Genomic DNA, 15,755 nt, shown 5'->3' on the forward strand with positions numbered 1-15,755 from the left:
CACGCCCCCTTACGGCGCAGGCACCGTCATCGGCTTGCCTTTGTCAACGATATGCACGGTCAGGATCTTCAACGCCTTGTCGCCGACCACCTTGTAGCCGGCATGCGGTACGTCGCGCACGTTGACGCCCGCCTGCCCGGCCGGACGATCAATCTCCTTGCCGTCGGGCATCTGCAATTTCGCACCTTCCAGCACGTAGGTCGCTTCCTCGCCCGGATGCGTGTGACGCGCGATGGTCACGCCCGGCGGCACTTCGAGCACGGCGATGATGATTTCCTTGTCAGTGCCGGTGAGATCGGCCGTTTTCAGAACGACGCGGTGGGGTTCTGCGGTCTGGGCAAAGACTGACGGCGCGAGCAACAAGGACCAAAGGACGACCAGGCAGGCGGCGGCGAGACGTGACATTCATCTTCTCCCTTTTTGCGGCCGGCCTTCGCGAGGAATGAAGTGGGCTGGCTTTGAGGGGAGATAGTTTAAGCGCAAGCACGCGACGTCGTCGCCTGAATTACCGGCGCAACAGTCATGCGGCTTGCGCCATCGAGCGCCGTCGCCGCCTTGCTGTCACCAGCCGGGTGGGCCGCCCCAGCCCTGCTGCACCTGCTGGCTCTGTTGCGGCGGATAATAAGGCTGGCCGCTGCGCCGGCGAATGCCAGGTTGGGGTTGCGGCGCTGGTTGAGGCTCGCTCTGCTGGAAGAAGGAGCCAAAGCCGCTGTCATTACGGCGGAACATGCCGCCGAAGCCGTTGTCGATAAAGGCCTCGCCGTTCGCAACGAGGTCGGCCGGGGGCGTCGGCTTGCGCGTGATGAACCCGCCCTGGGGCTGGTTGCTCAGCACCACGACGAACTCGGTGCGATAGTTGGTCTCCTTGCTCAGCGGCTCGTCCGAGATGACGATCGAGGAGCGCGGCAACGCCGTCGGCCCGATGCGATCGATCAACTCCTGCGGAATGGTGATGCGGTCGAGCGCTTCCTTGGCGTCGTCGCTGTCGTCGATCGTGACCGCAGTCCAGCGCAGACCCGTGTCGTTCTTCGCCACCGCGGTGAAAATATGCGTGCCGAGCGGCCGGCCGGGATCGCGGATCGTGACCGGCACTTCGATGGTCGTATCGAACACCTCGCCGCCGCCATCCGGCGCCGGTTTGTGGGTATCGCGCCGTACGTAGAGCTTTTGCGTCGCGCGGCTGATGTAGACGGAGACCGGCTCGACCGCGAGCTTCGCGTCCAGCGCTACCCTGGCGGTGTCGGCCTTCCTGGTCGCAGCCGATTTGAAAGCTTCCTTTGCGGCGGCCGCAGCATCGAGCTTCGACTTTGCGGTGGCATTGGCGGCATCGAGCTGCGTCGCGACTTCTGCGGCTCTCTGGGCGAGCTTGTCCTTCAGTTCCTCGGCCTTCGCCCTTGTCTCGTCAGTCTTTGCGTTGCCGACCGCCTTGTCGGCAAAGGCGAGTTCGGCGTCCGCACGCTTCTTGGCCAGTTCCAACTTGCGCAGCAAAACCGGGATTGCCTTGGCCTCAGCAGCCGCGACGGCAGCCGTCCTTTTTGCTTCCTCGGCCGCCTGCGCGGCCTGGTCAGCCTCTCGGGAGAGCGTCCCGATGCGGTCGGGCGCTGCCGCGATCGCCTGCGGGTTCGGCACGAACAGCGAGGGATGCGAAAAATCGACCGGGGCCGCGTCGTTTGGCGCGATGATCACGCGCATGCCGATCCGCGTCCTGTCGAACAGGTTTTCAGCAAAATCGTAGGGCATGCGCACGCAGCCGTGCGAGGCGGCGTATCCCGGCAGCGGCCCGCCGTGCAGTGCGAGCCCATTCCAGGTGATGCGCTGCATGTTCGGCATCCAGGCATCGTCATACATGGTCGAGTGGTGGTCCTTGTCTTTCTCGACAATGGCGAAGACGCCCGCCGGTGTTTCGCGCCCCGTGGTGCCGCTCGATACCGGCGCGCGGTAGATCCAGCCCTCGGCGTCGTAGAAGGTAACCTTCTGGGCGCTGATCGACACGATCGCCATGATCGGCTCGCCGGCGGGCCGCGACACGGTCGCCTCGTGGGTTGGCGCGGGACGCGCGCCCTTCGCCGCAACGCCACCCGTCACCGTTATCGCGGCTAAGGCCGTGAGCGCGAGTGCCGCAGTCGCGATAGAGTTCCACCGCCGCACCGCCACGTTGGAGTGTGCCGTCGTCAATCGAATTGCCATGCCATTCCCCGGTCGAAATGCCTGTCCGCGCGTTGCGTCAATCAAAGTGTCACAATCGTTATTATTGGCTTAGCTATCGGCCACCGCCGTTCATATCGCCGGCCATTTTCGCCGCCATCGGGCACATTCCGGAGGCCACCTTTCATATACGAGAGACCGCCGGGGCGAAAGAGTCGTTCGCCGCAAAATGGCGCGTCGCAGCTGCGCCCGCGTCCTGATCAAGCGGGCCCGTGCCGAAGCGATTTGAGCTTAAATCAGAGGTGCGCGGAGCCGCGCGCCGTCTCAACCGCGGCCTGGCTGTTCGGAAGCTCGACGATCTCGACGTCGAACCAGCCCATATCGCGAAGCTCGTCGGCTTTCTTCTGGGCGGCCTCGCGCGTGTTTCGCCGCAGCACGATCATCGCTGTGCCGTCGCGGGCGTGGATCTCGAAATTCGGTTCGGCTCCCATGTCATTTGGATACATACGAGGGTGGGTTCCCGCAATATTTTCCGTAATACAACGGGGTTGACTGCGACGATTTAGCCTAGCGCTGTTGCGCAGAAGTCTCACCGTCAGCGCTGGCGCTGGCTCCAACCATCCTACTTTACCTCCACCGCAGCGCGAAGGATGGTGAGCCATCCGAGCAGCGTCGCGACCGACAGCACGGTGGTGATCGAGACCGTGCTTGCGACCAGTTCTTCCTCCACCTTGTACTCGCCGGCCAGAATATAGGTCGTCTTCGCGGTCGGCACCGCGGCGCAGATGACGGCGGCGATGGTGTAGAGCGGATTGAGACCCGTCGCCACGCACAGACCGTAGACGATCAGCGGCATGACCAAGAGCTTCACGGCAGAAAGCACGATCGACGCCGCAAGGTTCGAGGCGATCCCGTCCACCGAGAGACCAAGCCCGATGGCAAACAACGCGCACGGCGTGAGCGCGCCCGCGAAGATGTTCAGGTAAGCCGCGAGCGGGGCCGGAATCGGCCAACCGACAATCGCCCAGCCCAGGCCGATCAAGGTCGACAGCACCATCGGGTTGAGCACGATCTGCTTCATCAGCATCAACGGGTGGGCGATTCTGCCATGCTCGCCGCTCTCCTCGCTCTCCAGCAAAACGACAGCAAGAGGAAACATCACGGCCGCCACGAACACGGTTGCGACCGCGGCTGGCAAGACGGCCGGCTGGCCATAGATCGAATGCAGGATCGGCAGCGCCACAAAGCCGGTATTGGTCATGGCCGCTGCCATTCCGTACATGGTGCTGCTGGTGGTGCTGCGTCCGAGCCCTGCGCGCAGCACCAGAAATACCGCGAGGAAGCAGAGGATGGAGCCGCCGCCGAAGGCGAGCAGAAAGCGCCATTCCAGAAAGCTACTCGCAGATTCCTGCGCGATCGTCACGAACAGCAGCGCCGGCATCGCGACGTTGTAGGCGAAATGCACCAGCGCGTCGGCCAGCGATCGCGAGACGTAGCCAAGCCATCCGGCGAGCCACCCGGTGACGATGATGGCAAAGACGGGCAGCACGAGATCGGCGACTTGCATTTCCCTCTTCCCCCTTCTCGCGCTCGATGAACTGGATCGCGACCCGCGCGACTAATGCGAGACCGGCCTTTGAGGAGCCAGGACATGAAGGTTAAACCATCTTTGATCGGGTTGCTCGTCGTTTGCGGGATCGGGCTTGTTTGCAGCATCGAGCTCGCGGCCGCAGCGCCGCCTTCGGCGCCACCCGCCGGCTACAACATCGATCCGGAATTCACCGAGAAATCGGCGGACGGTGCGATCACCATCGAGCAATACGTGAGCAAGGATACGGAGTACGACTGGAAATGGCAGTTCTGGGTGCGCCAGCCGGGCGCCTTCGTGCTGCTCGATCCGGAGCCGGCCGAATACCCCGCGGGATTTCGTTTCACGGGCGATCTGAAATGGATCGTTCGCGCGCAGAAGACTGGCTCCGGCGAGCAGTCGCTATATCTCTATCGCGTCACGCCGCAGGGCGCCGTTGCTGCGAGCAAACAACCGTTCGGCGATCTCGCATGGGCCTACTTCAAGACGCGTCCGGAGTGGCGGAAGATCAAGAAGGCGCCCGAGTATCACATCACGGCGGCTCTCCTGAAAGGAATTGACGACAACTATCGCTGGCTCGGCGTCGATTGGCCCGCGAACCGTTATCTTCTGGTCACGCTGTCGGGCGATGCCGACGTCAAGGGCCGCAAGCCGATGCAGACCGGCGTCGTGAACGGCTGGCGCTGCCGATACGATTTGCAGACCGGCAAGTTCGACGCACCGGCGCTTTTTTCCGAGGGCAATGCAAAGGCCGTCGTGCCGGAGTGAGCGAACATTTGCCGGGCGGGCAAATCAGGCGATTTGTTTTGACAGCGGCGTCCTGATCGGGGACAAGCCGCGCATGCCTAAGAAACCTGGAACCAATCCCAAAGGCGAATTCGCCTTCTTCAACGTCATCTACGAAGACGATTCCCAGCGCTCCAACCGCCGCGTGCCTTCCGAGCTTCTTGGCGGGCTGGACGGTGACGAGCCGGCACGCGCGTTCATTGCCGAGCAGGACCGCGAAATCGCCGAAAAATCCGGACGGCCGGTGCTTGAAATCAAGACGATCAGCCGCGTCGGGGCCAAGAAGAAATAGCGCTCAAAAGAGCGCCTGAAAAATAACGCTGAAGACAGCGGCCCGGACCGGCTTGACTCCAGAAGAACAAAAGAAGAACATATGCGCCTGCCCGCCAATCAGGACCCCCGTCATGTCTTCGGACCCCGCACTGAGGCCGCAAGGCAATGACCAGGACAAGGACGGCGAACTCGATGCCGCGATCGGTCAGGCGATCGCCGCATGCGACGGCGATTTGCGCGCGGCCATCGGCGCGCTCATCGTCGCGAACAATTATCTGGAGACCGAGGTCGAGGAACTGATGAAGGCGGTGTCCCACGCCTTCGTGCGCGGAAGGTTCGGGACGTATACGGGGTGAACGGCGCGACTGCCGATTAGCATTTCGTTCATCGTAATTATTAGACTGAGATTCAAATTTTCCGCCGATGGTGGCCGCGCTAACGAGATTTCGTTGCAAGCGGCGGCCGCAACCTGTCTCGCCTCGAACCGGAACGATTCCGTATGGCGATGATGCATCCCGCGCACGATGCAGGTGACGGCCGCGAATTTGCGAGCACAAGGTTGCCGCTGAACCGCACGTTGTCACCGCGGCCAAAGTGGCTGACGCTTTCTGCTATCGCCCTTGCGATGGGGCTCGCCGGATGCGCGCGCGAACCAGCGCACCGCGAATTCACCCCAGTTCAGCGACAGATCAAGGCGAGCCAGGTTCGCTCGACCTTGCACGCCCGCACCCACACCAAACCACAGCAGCAGACAGAACTGCACGTTCACCGGCCCGACCCGGCGCTGCTCGCGCCCCAGGTGGCGCCGAACTGCGAGTTCAGGCGCGCCGATGTAAAGACAGTGGACCCGGGCGAATGGGCACGCCTGAAGGCCGAGTATGAGCGGCAGCGCTATCAGGATGCCGAAAAGGCGGCGCGCGACCGCCTCGGCCAGTTGCAGGCGTCGAGCCTGTGCGAAGTCGAGCGCGTACCGCGAGAGCGGCCGCGAGATAAGGCGCACCCGGCCGCGATCGGCGCCTTGAAAAATTAACTATATCTGGTTGCTCGAATCCCGCGCACTCTGTGACGGCTGGATGACGGCCCTCTCGGCCTGCTCCCAAGATTAAGCCAATTTGCTGCCACATCATGGCACGTTTTTCCCGCGAGATTCCTCGAATTATGGAAGGGGGCAATTTTGAAAGTCATTCATTACGAGGGATATCGTGCCAACCCTTTACGAGTTACTCGGTGCGCTTCCGGAAGATGATGCCGACAGCCTGAGGGCAGCATTCCGCAAGGCCGCCAAGGCCAGCCATCCCGACAACAATCCCGGCGATCCCGATGCGCCGCAGAAATTCAGACAGATCGTTCGCGCCCATTCAATCCTGAAAGACGAACAGCAGCGGGCAGCCTATGATTCGTTGCTGACGGAGGCCGAGGGACGGCAAGCTCCGGATACGAGACGCAACGTCCTCTCCGAAGTCAGACTCCCGGGCCCGATCGGCAGCATGGTGATTGCGTCGATCTCCATCGGCGCGTTCGTGGGTCTTGAGCACGTTTTGACGGCACCCGTGGTTTCCGCGCAAGTGCAGGAACTATCCACGCCGGCCATGGCGCTGACCGCTGCGATGCCGACGCAGGCATCCAGCACGCCTGCATCCAGCACGGTCGGCCGCGCCAGCGAACGCACGGCCGACAAAATCTTGCCCGCCAAGGAGCCGGAAATTCCGAGCGCCGTCGAGGAGATTGCAGCTCCGGCCGTCGCGACAACTGCCGACAGCGGAGCCGTTGCGGCAACGCCTGAGCCCACAATACCTGAGCCCGCAGTACCCGCGGTGAAGGACGCCAGATATTATCTGGAGCGGGGCGATGCTGCCTATCGCAGCGGCGACTTTCCCCTTGCACTGACCGACTTCGATCTGGCGATCAATCTCGATCCGAATTTGTCCGACGCTTATGTCAACCGCGCCATCGTCTTCCGCCGGATGGGCGATTTGAAGCGCGCATTTGCCGATGTCAGCCAGGCCAGGCGCATCGACGAAGGGAAGCGTCAATAAGCGAGGGCGCCGTACGCTTTGGTCCGCGGGAGGTTTGGGACGCATCGCGGCGACCAGCGAAGTTAAACTCATTTTAAATCGCTCAACGTGATTTTAGTGTCGAATCCGAACGAGATATGGGAAGCAGTACGGGCAGCCTGGTAACTGCACCCCAACTTACTAACGGCGAAGGCCTCAGTCTCCAAAAGCTGGGGCCTTTGTTGTTTCCGCGTGCTTTCGGATTCGCGGCCGGCCACTTCAGGCCTGTGACACGTTGGAACCGGTCCACCGGTTTCGCCGTTTCGCTTCGCTTTGGAGCTCCTCCACCGCCTGCGAGCCTCCAACGGACATCGCCTCCAAGGATATCGATTTCGGGTTCGTGATCCAGACGGCCACTTGCAATATATGGACCGATTGGTCTATATATTGGCAATGAGCCCCCGAACCGCCCCAGTGCAGTTGCCCCGCGGCCGGCCTAGAGGTTTCGACGTGGAAGCCGCCGTCGAACGTGCGATGGGTGTGTTCTGGTCGCGCGGCTATCACGCCACGGCGCTTCCGGACCTTCTTCGTGCGACGAAGCTCTCGCGCGGCAGCCTTTACGCCGCTTTCGGTGACAAGCACTCGTTGTTCCTGCGTGCGCTGGATCGCTACATCGCCGATGCCGTGACGCGCATGGATGTCGAACTCGCCCCTCATCGAGATCCGGTTGGCGGCCTGCGGGCCTACTTTGCCGGTTATGTCGACCGCAACAGCGGCGCCAATGGCCGGCGCGGCTGCCTGCTGGTGGCTACAGCCATGGAGCTGGCTGGCCAGGACGCCGAGGTTGGCCGGCGCGTCGCGGGCTTTTTCAAGGTCATGGAGGCGAGACTCTCGGATACGCTTGCGCGCGCGAAGATCGCGGGCAAGTTGGCCGATGGTGTCGAGCCTGCAAGCGCCGCCCGAATTCTCGTCTGTTTCGTCGAGGGGATGCGCGTGGTCGGCAAAACCACAACGGCACGGACGACGTGGCAAGCCACCGCTGACGCGCTTCTCGAGCGCTTCATTCAGTAAACAATCCAGGGACGCCTCCGCCGCCGTCGCGCCCATATCTAGACCATTCGGTCTTGAAAGGAAGGATACCATGTCTGCCATCCAGATCATCTGCGCGGTGGCCGTTCCCCTGCTCTGGGGCTATCAGTTCGTGGCCATCAAGGTGGGCGTGACGGAGTTTCCGCCGCTGTTCTTCCTCGCCCTGCGCTTCCTGGCGATCGCGCTGCTGCTTGTTCCGTTCGTCGAAAGGCCGACGCGTCAACAATTCGGCCCTGTCGCGGCGATTTCGCTGTTCCTTGGCGGACTGAACTTCGGGCTGTTCTATGTTGGCCTCGGGCTCGGCTCGGGAAGCCTGTCGGCTGTTGCCTATCAACTCGCCCCGCCCTTCACCGTCCTTTTGGCCTGGCCGCTGCTCGCGGAAAGGCCGTCTCTCGTCACATCCGCCGGCGTGGTGCTTGCATTCGTCGGCGTGGCCGTGTTGGCGGCGGGGCCTGGTCTGTCGGCAAACGCGCTTCCGCTGCTGCTGGTGGTCGGAGCCGCTTTCTCGTTCGCGGTGTCCAACGTCCTGACGAAACGCTACGGCCCTTTTGACCCCTTGATGTTGATGGGGTGGTCGTCGCTGCTCACGGTGCCGCAGGTCATGCTGATGTCGCTGCTGCTTGAATATGGGCAACTGGCGAGCCTGGCCACGGCGGATGGACGTGGTTGGCTGGCACTCGCCTACACCATTTTCATCGGAGGCATTGTCGGGTTCGGCCTTTGGTTCTGGCTGATCGGGCGTTGCTCGATGGGCCGCGTCGCCCCCTTCGGTCTGCTGCTTCCGGTGTTTGCGTTGATTTCGAGCGTGCTGTTCCTTGGCGAGCACGTAACCCCGAAGCTTGTTGTCGGCGGGCTGCTCGCGATCTCCGGCGTCGCCATTACACAATTGCGACCGCGCGCTCGGCCGATTTGAAGTCCGCTTTCGAAGATCAGGCCAAACAAAAACGGCGGGCTTTCGCCCGCCGTTTTGTTTCGATGGATTGCTTCAAAGCTAGTTATCGAGGAAGGAGCGAAGTTTGCGGCTCCGCGACGGATGCTTCAGCTTGCGCAGCGCCTTCGCCTCGATCTGGCGGATACGTTCGCGGGTCACCGAGAACTGCTGGCCGACTTCTTCCAGCGTGTGGTCGGTGTTCATGCCGATGCCGAAGCGCATGCGCAGCACGCGCTCTTCGCGCGGGGTCAACGAAGCCAGAACACGCGTGGTGGTCTCGCGCAGGTTCGACTGGATCGCCGCGTCAATGGGCAGGATCGCGTTCTTGTCCTCGATGAAATCGCCGAGGTGCGAATCCTCTTCGTCACCGACCGGCGTTTCCAGCGAGAGCGGCTCTTTCGCGATCTTGAGAACCTTGCGAACTTTCTCAAGCGGCATGCCGAGCTTCTCGGCGAGCTCTTCCGGGGTCGGCTCGCGGCCGATTTCGTTGAGCATCTGCCGCGAGGTGCGCACGATCTTGTTGATCGTTTCGATCATGTGCACGGGAATGCGGATGGTGCGGGCCTGGTCGGCGATCGAACGCGTGATCGCCTGCCGGATCCACCACGTCGCATAGGTCGAGAACTTGTAGCCGCGGCGGTATTCGAATTTATCGACCGCCTTCATCAGACCGATGTTGCCTTCCTGGATCAGGTCGAGGAACTGCAAACCGCGGTTGGTGTATTTTTTCGCAATCGAGATCACGAGGCGAAGGTTGGCTTCCACCATTTCCTTCTTGGCCTGCCGGGCCTCGCGCTCGCCCTTCTGCACGCCATGCACGATCTTGCGGAATTCGCCGATCTCAAGACCGGTCAAGGCCGCAAGCTGCTGAATCTCGCCGCGCAGTTCCTTGATGCGGTCCTTCTCGTGATGGACGAAATTCTTCCAGCCTTTTGCCGAGAGTTTCGAGACGCGGTTGAGCCAGCGCGGATCGAGTTCCGATCCCTGATAGTTGCGCAGGAAGTCCTCGCGCGCGACGCCGTGGCTGTCGCCGAGGCGCAGCAGGCGGCCTTCGAACGAAACCAGCTTCTTGTTGATGTCGTAGAGCTGCTCGACCAGCGAGTCGATACGCGCCTGGTTGAGGCGCAGCGACTTCACCTCGACGATGATCTCGTCCTTCAGCTTCTTGTACTTGCGCTCCTGCGCCGGCGACAGCGTCTCGTTCTGGAGCTGGTTGGAGATGTCCTGCTCCTGCAGGCGCCGCAGCTTCTTGTAGTTGTCGGCGATCTTGTCGAAAGTCTCGACCACCTTCGGCTTCAGCTCGGCCTCGATCGCGGCGAGCGACATCTGGTTTTCGAACTCGTCGTCGTCCATGTCGGACTCGGCGGCGGCTTCAGCGGGATCCTTCTCCTCGCCTTCCGCAGCCTCGCCACCTGGCACAGCGCGGAACGGCGTCGCCGACGGCGGGGCCGCAGGCGGAGCGACGGCAGCCGGCATCGCGCCGCCATTGCCGTTGCTGTGACCGTTGGCGGCAGCGCCTTCCGCCGCGATCGGCTGGCCGTCAGGACCGACGGCGGCGCCGATCATCGCCGGGTTCATGTTGTTCTTGGCGTCGGGGCCGGCATAGGTGGCCTCGAGATCGATGATGTCGCGAAGGAAGATCTTTCCTTCGTTGAGTTCGTCGCGCCAGATGATGATGGCCTGGAAGGTCAGCGGGCTTTCGCAGAGACCTGCGATCATCGCCTCGCGGCCGGCCTCGATGCGCTTGGCAATCGCGATTTCGCCCTCGCGCGACAGCAGCTCCACGGTGCCCATCTCGCGCAGATACATGCGCACGGGATCGTCGGTGCGTTCGCCCGGCTCGGATTTCTTGACTTCGGTGACGGCCTTCGAGGTGACCTCGACGAGTTCGTTATCGGTCTCGTCGTCGGCCGCGTCTTCCTGCTTGTCGTCGTCGGAATCTTCCTCGGCCTCGGTGACGTTGATGCCCATGTCCGAGAGCATCGACATGATGTCCTCGATCTGCTCGGGCGAGGTGGTGTCGGAAGGCAGCACTTCGTTGAGCTGGTCGAAGGTCACGAAGCCGCGCTTCTTGGCCTGCTTGATCATCTTCTTGACGGCAGCATCGGACAGGTCGAGCAACGGCGAGGGCGCGTCGGGCGAGTCCTTCTCGGGCGCGTCGGCGACCTTCTCGTCCGTTTCCTTTTCCTTCACCTGAAGCGTCTTTGCCTTGCTGGCCATTCAGTGCTCTCCAACCGCGTCTCGCTCGCTAGGCTTTCTCGCCCATCGCAAAACGCTTAAAACCTCAACTCACTCTTATGACGCGAAAGGGCGGCGCCAAGTTTCGCCACCCCCAGTCGCTTTCGGCGGATTTCACACAAATGGCCTGATGCAAATTGCGGAAATCGCGCGCGCTGGATACTCGAACAGAGTGTTCAGATGTTTATTCCGAACGCTTCTTTTTCGGTCGATCTCCAGCCGTCGCTAGTTTGCGAAAATGCCTCAAAGCCATTAAGCGTTGCTTAACCCTGTTTTTGCCGCCAAACCACGGGTTTGGCGAGTCTTTTTGCGGTTCCGGCCACCGCCGTCCGCACAAATTTTCCGCTCAGGCGGAGCCCTTTTCTACTCAGGCGGAGCCCTGGAACCGGCCGGATAATTCGCCAAATCCCTCGATGATGGCCTCCGTCCCGTCCATTTCGGACAACCGGGTCTTGATGTCGCGCAACCAGGCCAGATTGGCCTCGCTCGCATCGTCGCCCAACGCAAGCTCGGCGTCCTTTAGCTCCCTAAGTAAGGAGTGGTACTGGCGATGCAAGGAGACGAGCTGGTGCCAGGTGGAAAGAACATCGTCCCGCGCCGCGCCGGCTTTTGCCGCCCACACCGCACCGGTTGTGATCGCGCCATCAACCCTTTGAAGAACTTGCGAAAATCCGCTCCTCTCAAGATCCGCGCGGAGTTTTTCGCTCTGCTCGGCGACGTCAGGCGAATGGTGATGGTCGGCCGCGAACGCCGCGATGATAGCGGCGCGCAGCCGGTGCGCTTCCGGGTGCGGCAGCTCGAGTGCGGCCGCCTCCTCTAGATGGTCGTGCAACAGCCAGGGGTGGTTGAGCAAGCATTGCAGGATCAGGGCTTCGCGGCGGGAGATCGCGCTGCGTTGGCCGCGCATCAAGGAGCTTGCCGCCAGCTGCGAACTCGCCGCCTGGTAGGGTCCCCGAAAAGCAGAGGCGGCCACCTGCGGACGGCCGGACCGGGAGTCGAACCGGCCCGTATTTTGGCCCCCACGGGGGGCAAAACGGCGGGGTGATTCGCCATAATTTCCGCCTCCGCGACCCCCGCCATAGGGGCTGCGCGCCAGTTCCGGCGCGAACATGCGCGACAGCCGCTCGGCGAAATCCTGGCAATAGTAACGCCGAACCACTTCGTCACGGATGGCGTTGGACAATTCGCCGATGCGTTTCTCCAGCGCCGCGCGGCGCTCGGGCGTATCGAAATTGCCGCCCTCGATCTCGCGGGCCCAGATCACGTCGACGAGGCCGCGCGAGGCCGCGATCACGTCCTCGATCGCGGCGCGGCCGCCTGATCGCGCGAGATCGTCAGGGTCCTGACCTTCCGGCAGCAGCGCAAAGCGCAAACTCTTTCCGGGCGCGAGATGCGGCAGCGCGAGCTCTGCCGCGCGCCACGCCGCCTTCTGTCCAGCGCGGTCGCCGTCGAAACACAGGATCGGCTCGTCTGCCATCTTCCAGAGCAGCGCGAGCTGGTTTTCGGTGAGCGCGGTGCCAAGCGGCGCGACCGCTCCTGGATATCCTGTGCCGACCATCGCGATCACGTCGACATAGCCCTCGACCACGACGATGGGACTGCCGTCATGCGCGGCCTGCCGTGCCGTGGCGATGTTGTAGAGATTGTCGCCTTTGTGAAACAGCGGGGTTTCCGGCGAGTTCAGGTATTTCGCCGGCACGTCTTTTTCGAGCGCGCGGCCGCCGAACGCGATCACGCGGCCGCGGGCGTCGGTGATCGGAAACATCACGCGATCACGAAACCGATCATAGGGCACCGGGATATCGTCGCCGCCGATCAGCAAGCCCGTCTCGACCATGTCGTGGACCGGGATGCCCTGATTGCCGAGATGCTCTTTCAGCGCGAAGCGATCGGGCGACGCATAACCGAGGCGAAACTGCAGTTGCGTGTTGGGCAAGATTCCGCGATCGGCGAGATAGCCGCGCGCCTTGGCGCCGTTTCGCGAGGCAAGCGTGTCGGCGAAGAATTTCGCCGCGAGTTCCATCACGTCATGCAGCGTCTTGCGCCGCGCCTCGTGGCGCGCCGCGTCGGGCGTCGCAGCCGGCAGCGGCAGGCCGGCCATCGAGGCCAGGCGTTCCACGGCTTCCGGGAACGTCACGCCTTCGGTTTCCATCAGGAAGTCGAAGATGTTGCCGTGCTTGCCGGTCGAGAAGTCGTGGTAGAATTGTTTCTGATCGTTGACGGTGAACGAGGGCGTCTTCTCTTGTTGAAAAGGCGACAGCCCCTTGTACTCGCGACCCGCCTTCTTCAGCTTCACGCGCCGACCGACGACTTCCGACACCGGAAGCCGCGCCTTCAGCTCTTCAAGGAATTCGGGCGTAAAGCGCATGGGCCTCTAAGTGGCGGTGAGTCGGGGCTAACCGATCATCGATATAGGGTTGGCCTCCCGAAAGAGCCAAGAATATGGGCTTTCTCGCCACTATTCACAGGGCTATCGTCATTCCGGGGCGCACCGCCAGGTGCGAACCCGGAATGACGGCGTTACAAAAAACGCCCCGACTCAATCCAGGCCAGCCCTGCAACCGGCCAGTTGTAGATATAGGTCCAGGCCTCGCGCCTGGCTCCGTCGGGAAGCGTGACTGACAGCATCTGCCGCACATATTGCGTCGGTTCCGCAAAACCCTCGCCGCAGGCCTCGTACATGTCGAACTCGCGCAGGAGATCGTCAACCGCGCGCAAGCGATAGAGCTCGCCATAGACGACGTCGGATGCGTCATCCGACAGCACCAGGCCCGGATAATGCTTCACCTTGTAAAGCCGGCCATGACAACTGGCTTCCCCGAGGAAATCGGCATTGGCCGACAACAGCCGCGCCATCGGATGCGAATAGCCGCGCATCAACGTGCCGTAGACGAACAGAAGGTCGGAGGTCATACGTCAGGTCGCCGTCACTTCGTCGCTGACGACAAAAAACTTGGCGAGGTTCATGCGGCCAAAACTCGTCGACAGCGCGACGTCGGCGGCATCGCGGCCCGTCGCCATCAGGATGCGACCGATGCGCGGCACCACGTGGCGCGCATCGAAGGTGTACCATTGGCCGGAAAGATAAGCTTCGAACCAGCCGGAGAAATCCATCGGCATCGGTTCGGGCGGAATGCCGATGTCGCCCATATAGCCGGTGCAGTAGCGCGCGGGAATGCCCATGCAGCGGCAAAGCGTCAGCGCCAGATGCGCGAAGTCGCGGCAGACGCCGGAACGTTGCTCGTGCGCGTCGAAGGCCGACTTCATGTGGTGGGCATGCTCGTAGCCGAAAGTGATGCGGTCGTGCACATATTGGCAGATCGCCATCACCCGCGGCCAGCCGGGCTTCGTACTACCGAACAGCGACCACGCAAGATCGACGAGCTTGTCGGTTTCGCAGTAGCGGCTCGCCATCAGATAGACGATCACATCGTCCGGCAGTTGCTCGATCGGAATCTGCTGTGCGTCTTCGGCGATCACGTCCGGCAATCCGCTGTCGCGCACCAGCGCGTTGCCGCGCAGCATGACGCCGCCGGCGGGTGCGAGCAGGCGTCCGCAGATGTTGCCGAAGGTGTCGTTGTAATAGTGGATGGGCACATCAGGTTCGGCGACGATGGTCTCGGTTCCGATGATGTCGTGGCGGCGCGAGGGATGGATCGAGAGCATGATCACCATCGGCGTCGGCTGCGGCGCGGTGTAGGCGATATCGAATCCGAGCTTGATCTGGATCACTAGCGTCCACTTTCCGAAGTTCGTGCTGCACGTCAGCACCCGGCACTAGGCCTCCACCACATCCTCTGCGGCGACGACGCGGATATTGACCTCCATGCCGATGAAAGCATCCGCCGGTCCGAGATAAGTGCCGTGCAGCGGAATGGCCTGGCGCGGATCGCGCGCCACCGCGACACGAACGAGATCGCGCGTACCAACGATGCCGTTGGTCGGATCGAACTCGATCCAGCCCGCGCTCGGCAGGTAGACCTGCACCCATGCATGCGTCGAGCCGCCGCCGAGATAGCCTTCGTCCGCAGGCACGAACAGATAGCCCGACACGAACCGCGCGGCGATGCCGAGCTGGCGCAACGCCTCGATCATCAACAACGCGTAATCGCGGCAGGTGCCGGAGCCCGTTTGCAACGTATCGAGCGGGTGCTGGGTGCCGTGCTCGTGGCGCTTGCGATAGCTGAAGGCATCGCGGATGCCATGGGTCATCTGGCTCAGGATATTGAAGGTCGGTGTCGGCGATTCCACGTCAAGGAATTTCCGCGCCCAGTCCGCCAGCTCGCCGTTCGGATCGCTGTATTGCGGCGTGATGAACTGGCGAAGATCCGGAAACTCCTCCGCATCGTAGAGGAACGGATAGAAATAAGCAGGTTCGTCCGGGGTTAACGCAAAGGCTTCCGCCGGGTTGTGCTCGACGGTCGCGGTCCAGGTGACGACGAGGCGATCGGAACGCTCATCGAAGGTCGCGATCGCCACGCTGTTGCCAAACACGTCGTGAATCCAGCGGAGCCGCATCGGCTCCGGCTCGATTCGGAGATCGCCCGACAGCACGCGTAAATCGTGCCCGTCGCGGGGTCGAAGCATGATCCGGTGCTCGCCGAATGCGACGGGGTGCGCATAGCGGTATTCGGTCTTGTGGTGGATCGTCAGACGCGGCATCGTTAACTACAATTATTATGACTTGGTGAGCAGTAATCTATACCTATCG

At 62.3% G+C, this 15,755-nt stretch carries 16 protein-coding genes; 7 read left to right on the plus strand and 9 right to left on the minus strand.

Features of this window, described 5'->3' with window-relative positions; translation table 11 throughout:
* Positions 1 to 9 precede the first annotated feature (9 nt).
* The 4 genes from BUA38_RS07390 to BUA38_RS07405 all read right to left on the minus strand — a co-directional run bounded on the left by BUA38_RS07390 (position 10) and on the right by BUA38_RS07405 (position 3,712).
* Positions 10 to 405 (minus strand): cupin domain-containing protein, encoded by a 396-nt coding sequence (locus BUA38_RS07390; protein WP_156898436.1) that lies wholly within the window; start codon positions 403 to 405, stop codon positions 10 to 12.
* 156 nt (positions 406 to 561) lie between these two features.
* Positions 562 to 2,187, minus strand: a complete 1,626-nt coding sequence (locus BUA38_RS07395) for a L,D-transpeptidase (RefSeq protein ID WP_072817352.1) — start codon at positions 2,185 to 2,187, stop codon at positions 562 to 564.
* A gap of 254 nt (positions 2,188 to 2,441) precedes the next feature.
* Positions 2,442 to 2,651: a hypothetical protein gene (locus BUA38_RS07400; protein WP_244553209.1), complete on the minus strand. Its 210-nt coding sequence runs from the start codon at positions 2,649 to 2,651 to the stop codon at positions 2,442 to 2,444.
* Between the two features lie 116 nt (positions 2,652 to 2,767).
* A complete protein-coding gene (locus tag BUA38_RS07405) occupies positions 2,768 to 3,712 on the minus strand; it encodes an AEC family transporter (protein WP_072817353.1) in 945 nt (314 codons plus the stop codon).
* Between the two features lie 84 nt (positions 3,713 to 3,796).
* On the opposite strand from BUA38_RS07405, the gene BUA38_RS07410 reads away from it, so the two are divergent.
* The 7 genes from BUA38_RS07410 (at position 3,797) to BUA38_RS07440 (ending at position 8,788) form a co-directional block, all read left to right on the plus strand.
* On the plus strand, positions 3,797 to 4,501 hold the full coding sequence (locus tag BUA38_RS07410) for a hypothetical protein (RefSeq protein ID WP_072817354.1): 705 nt from the start codon (positions 3,797 to 3,799) through the stop codon (positions 4,499 to 4,501).
* A gap of 73 nt (positions 4,502 to 4,574) precedes the next feature.
* Positions 4,575 to 4,811 (plus strand): hypothetical protein, encoded by a 237-nt coding sequence (locus tag BUA38_RS07415; protein WP_072825921.1) that lies wholly within the window; start codon positions 4,575 to 4,577, stop codon positions 4,809 to 4,811.
* 112 nt (positions 4,812 to 4,923) lie between these two features.
* Positions 4,924 to 5,148: a hypothetical protein gene (locus BUA38_RS07420; protein ID WP_072817355.1), complete on the plus strand. Its 225-nt coding sequence runs from the start codon at positions 4,924 to 4,926 to the stop codon at positions 5,146 to 5,148.
* A gap of 143 nt (positions 5,149 to 5,291) precedes the next feature.
* Positions 5,292 to 5,822 (plus strand): hypothetical protein, encoded by a 531-nt coding sequence (locus BUA38_RS07425; protein WP_072817356.1) that lies wholly within the window; start codon positions 5,292 to 5,294, stop codon positions 5,820 to 5,822.
* Positions 5,823 to 5,994: 172 nt separating this feature from the next.
* Complete coding sequence (locus BUA38_RS07430) at positions 5,995 to 6,828, plus strand: DnaJ domain-containing protein (protein WP_072817357.1); 834 nt, start codon at positions 5,995 to 5,997, stop codon at positions 6,826 to 6,828.
* Between the two features lie 411 nt (positions 6,829 to 7,239).
* Positions 7,240 to 7,857, plus strand: coding sequence for a TetR/AcrR family transcriptional regulator (locus BUA38_RS07435; RefSeq protein WP_172805997.1), 618 nt, complete (start codon positions 7,240 to 7,242; stop codon positions 7,855 to 7,857).
* Positions 7,858 to 7,927: 70 nt separating this feature from the next.
* Complete coding sequence (locus BUA38_RS07440) at positions 7,928 to 8,788, plus strand: DMT family transporter (RefSeq protein ID WP_072817359.1); 861 nt, start codon at positions 7,928 to 7,930, stop codon at positions 8,786 to 8,788.
* A gap of 78 nt (positions 8,789 to 8,866) precedes the next feature.
* Here the strand turns inward: BUA38_RS07440 and rpoD are convergent, their stop codons facing one another.
* The 5 genes from rpoD to BUA38_RS07465 form a co-directional block, all read right to left on the minus strand.
* The gene (rpoD, locus tag BUA38_RS07445; protein ID WP_072817360.1) at positions 8,867 to 11,026 is read right to left on the minus strand and encodes an RNA polymerase sigma factor RpoD; all 2,160 of its coding nucleotides are present in this window, start codon (positions 11,024 to 11,026) and stop codon (positions 8,867 to 8,869) included.
* 385 nt (positions 11,027 to 11,411) lie between these two features.
* Complete coding sequence (gene dnaG, locus BUA38_RS07450; RefSeq protein ID WP_072817361.1) at positions 11,412 to 13,412, minus strand: DNA primase; 2,001 nt, start codon at positions 13,410 to 13,412, stop codon at positions 11,412 to 11,414.
* 152 nt (positions 13,413 to 13,564) lie between these two features.
* Positions 13,565 to 13,957, minus strand: a complete 393-nt coding sequence (locus BUA38_RS07455; protein ID WP_072817362.1) for a gamma-glutamylcyclotransferase family protein — start codon at positions 13,955 to 13,957, stop codon at positions 13,565 to 13,567.
* A 3-nt stretch (positions 13,958 to 13,960) separates the two neighbouring features.
* Entirely contained in the window at positions 13,961 to 14,773 is an 813-nt protein-coding gene (locus BUA38_RS07460; RefSeq protein ID WP_072825922.1) for a transglutaminase-like domain-containing protein, read from the minus strand.
* A gap of 48 nt (positions 14,774 to 14,821) precedes the next feature.
* Positions 14,822 to 15,706 carry a transglutaminase family protein gene (locus BUA38_RS07465; protein ID WP_072817363.1) on the minus strand — a complete coding sequence of 295 codons (885 nt, stop codon included), beginning with the start codon at positions 15,704 to 15,706 and terminating at the stop codon, positions 14,822 to 14,824.
* Between the last annotated feature and the right edge of the window lie 49 nt (positions 15,707 to 15,755).

Origin of the sequence: Bradyrhizobium erythrophlei (assembly GCF_900142985.1) — a bacterium.
Taxonomy (GTDB): Bacteria; Pseudomonadota; Alphaproteobacteria; order Rhizobiales; family Xanthobacteraceae; genus Bradyrhizobium; species Bradyrhizobium erythrophlei_B.

Excerpts from the sequence above, each read along its gene's own strand:
- BUA38_RS07390 (WP_156898436.1), bottom strand. The coding sequence starts at position 405 with ATGTCACGTCTCGCCGCCGCCTGCCTGGTCGTCCTTTGGTCCTTGTTG.
- BUA38_RS07395 (WP_072817352.1), bottom strand. The coding sequence starts at position 2,187 with ATGGCAATTCGATTGACGACGGCACACTCCAACGTGGCGGTGCGGCGG.
- BUA38_RS07400 (WP_244553209.1), bottom strand. The coding sequence starts at position 2,651 with ATGTATCCAAATGACATGGGAGCCGAACCGAATTTCGAGATCCACGCC.
- BUA38_RS07405 (WP_072817353.1), bottom strand. The coding sequence starts at position 3,712 with ATGCAAGTCGCCGATCTCGTGCTGCCCGTCTTTGCCATCATCGTCACC.
- BUA38_RS07410 (WP_072817354.1), top strand. The coding sequence starts at position 3,797 with ATGAAGGTTAAACCATCTTTGATCGGGTTGCTCGTCGTTTGCGGGATC.
- BUA38_RS07415 (WP_072825921.1), top strand. The coding sequence starts at position 4,575 with ATGCCTAAGAAACCTGGAACCAATCCCAAAGGCGAATTCGCCTTCTTC.
- BUA38_RS07420 (WP_072817355.1), top strand. The coding sequence starts at position 4,924 with ATGTCTTCGGACCCCGCACTGAGGCCGCAAGGCAATGACCAGGACAAG.
- BUA38_RS07425 (WP_072817356.1), top strand. The coding sequence starts at position 5,292 with ATGGCGATGATGCATCCCGCGCACGATGCAGGTGACGGCCGCGAATTT.
- BUA38_RS07435 (WP_172805997.1), top strand. The coding sequence starts at position 7,240 with ATGAGCCCCCGAACCGCCCCAGTGCAGTTGCCCCGCGGCCGGCCTAGA.
- BUA38_RS07440 (WP_072817359.1), top strand. The coding sequence starts at position 7,928 with ATGTCTGCCATCCAGATCATCTGCGCGGTGGCCGTTCCCCTGCTCTGG.
- rpoD (WP_072817360.1), bottom strand. The coding sequence starts at position 11,026 with ATGGCCAGCAAGGCAAAGACGCTTCAGGTGAAGGAAAAGGAAACGGAC.
- dnaG (WP_072817361.1), bottom strand. The coding sequence starts at position 13,412 with ATGCGCTTTACGCCCGAATTCCTTGAAGAGCTGAAGGCGCGGCTTCCG.
- BUA38_RS07455 (WP_072817362.1), bottom strand. The coding sequence starts at position 13,957 with ATGACCTCCGACCTTCTGTTCGTCTACGGCACGTTGATGCGCGGCTAT.
- BUA38_RS07465 (WP_072817363.1), bottom strand. The coding sequence starts at position 15,706 with ATGCCGCGTCTGACGATCCACCACAAGACCGAATACCGCTATGCGCAC.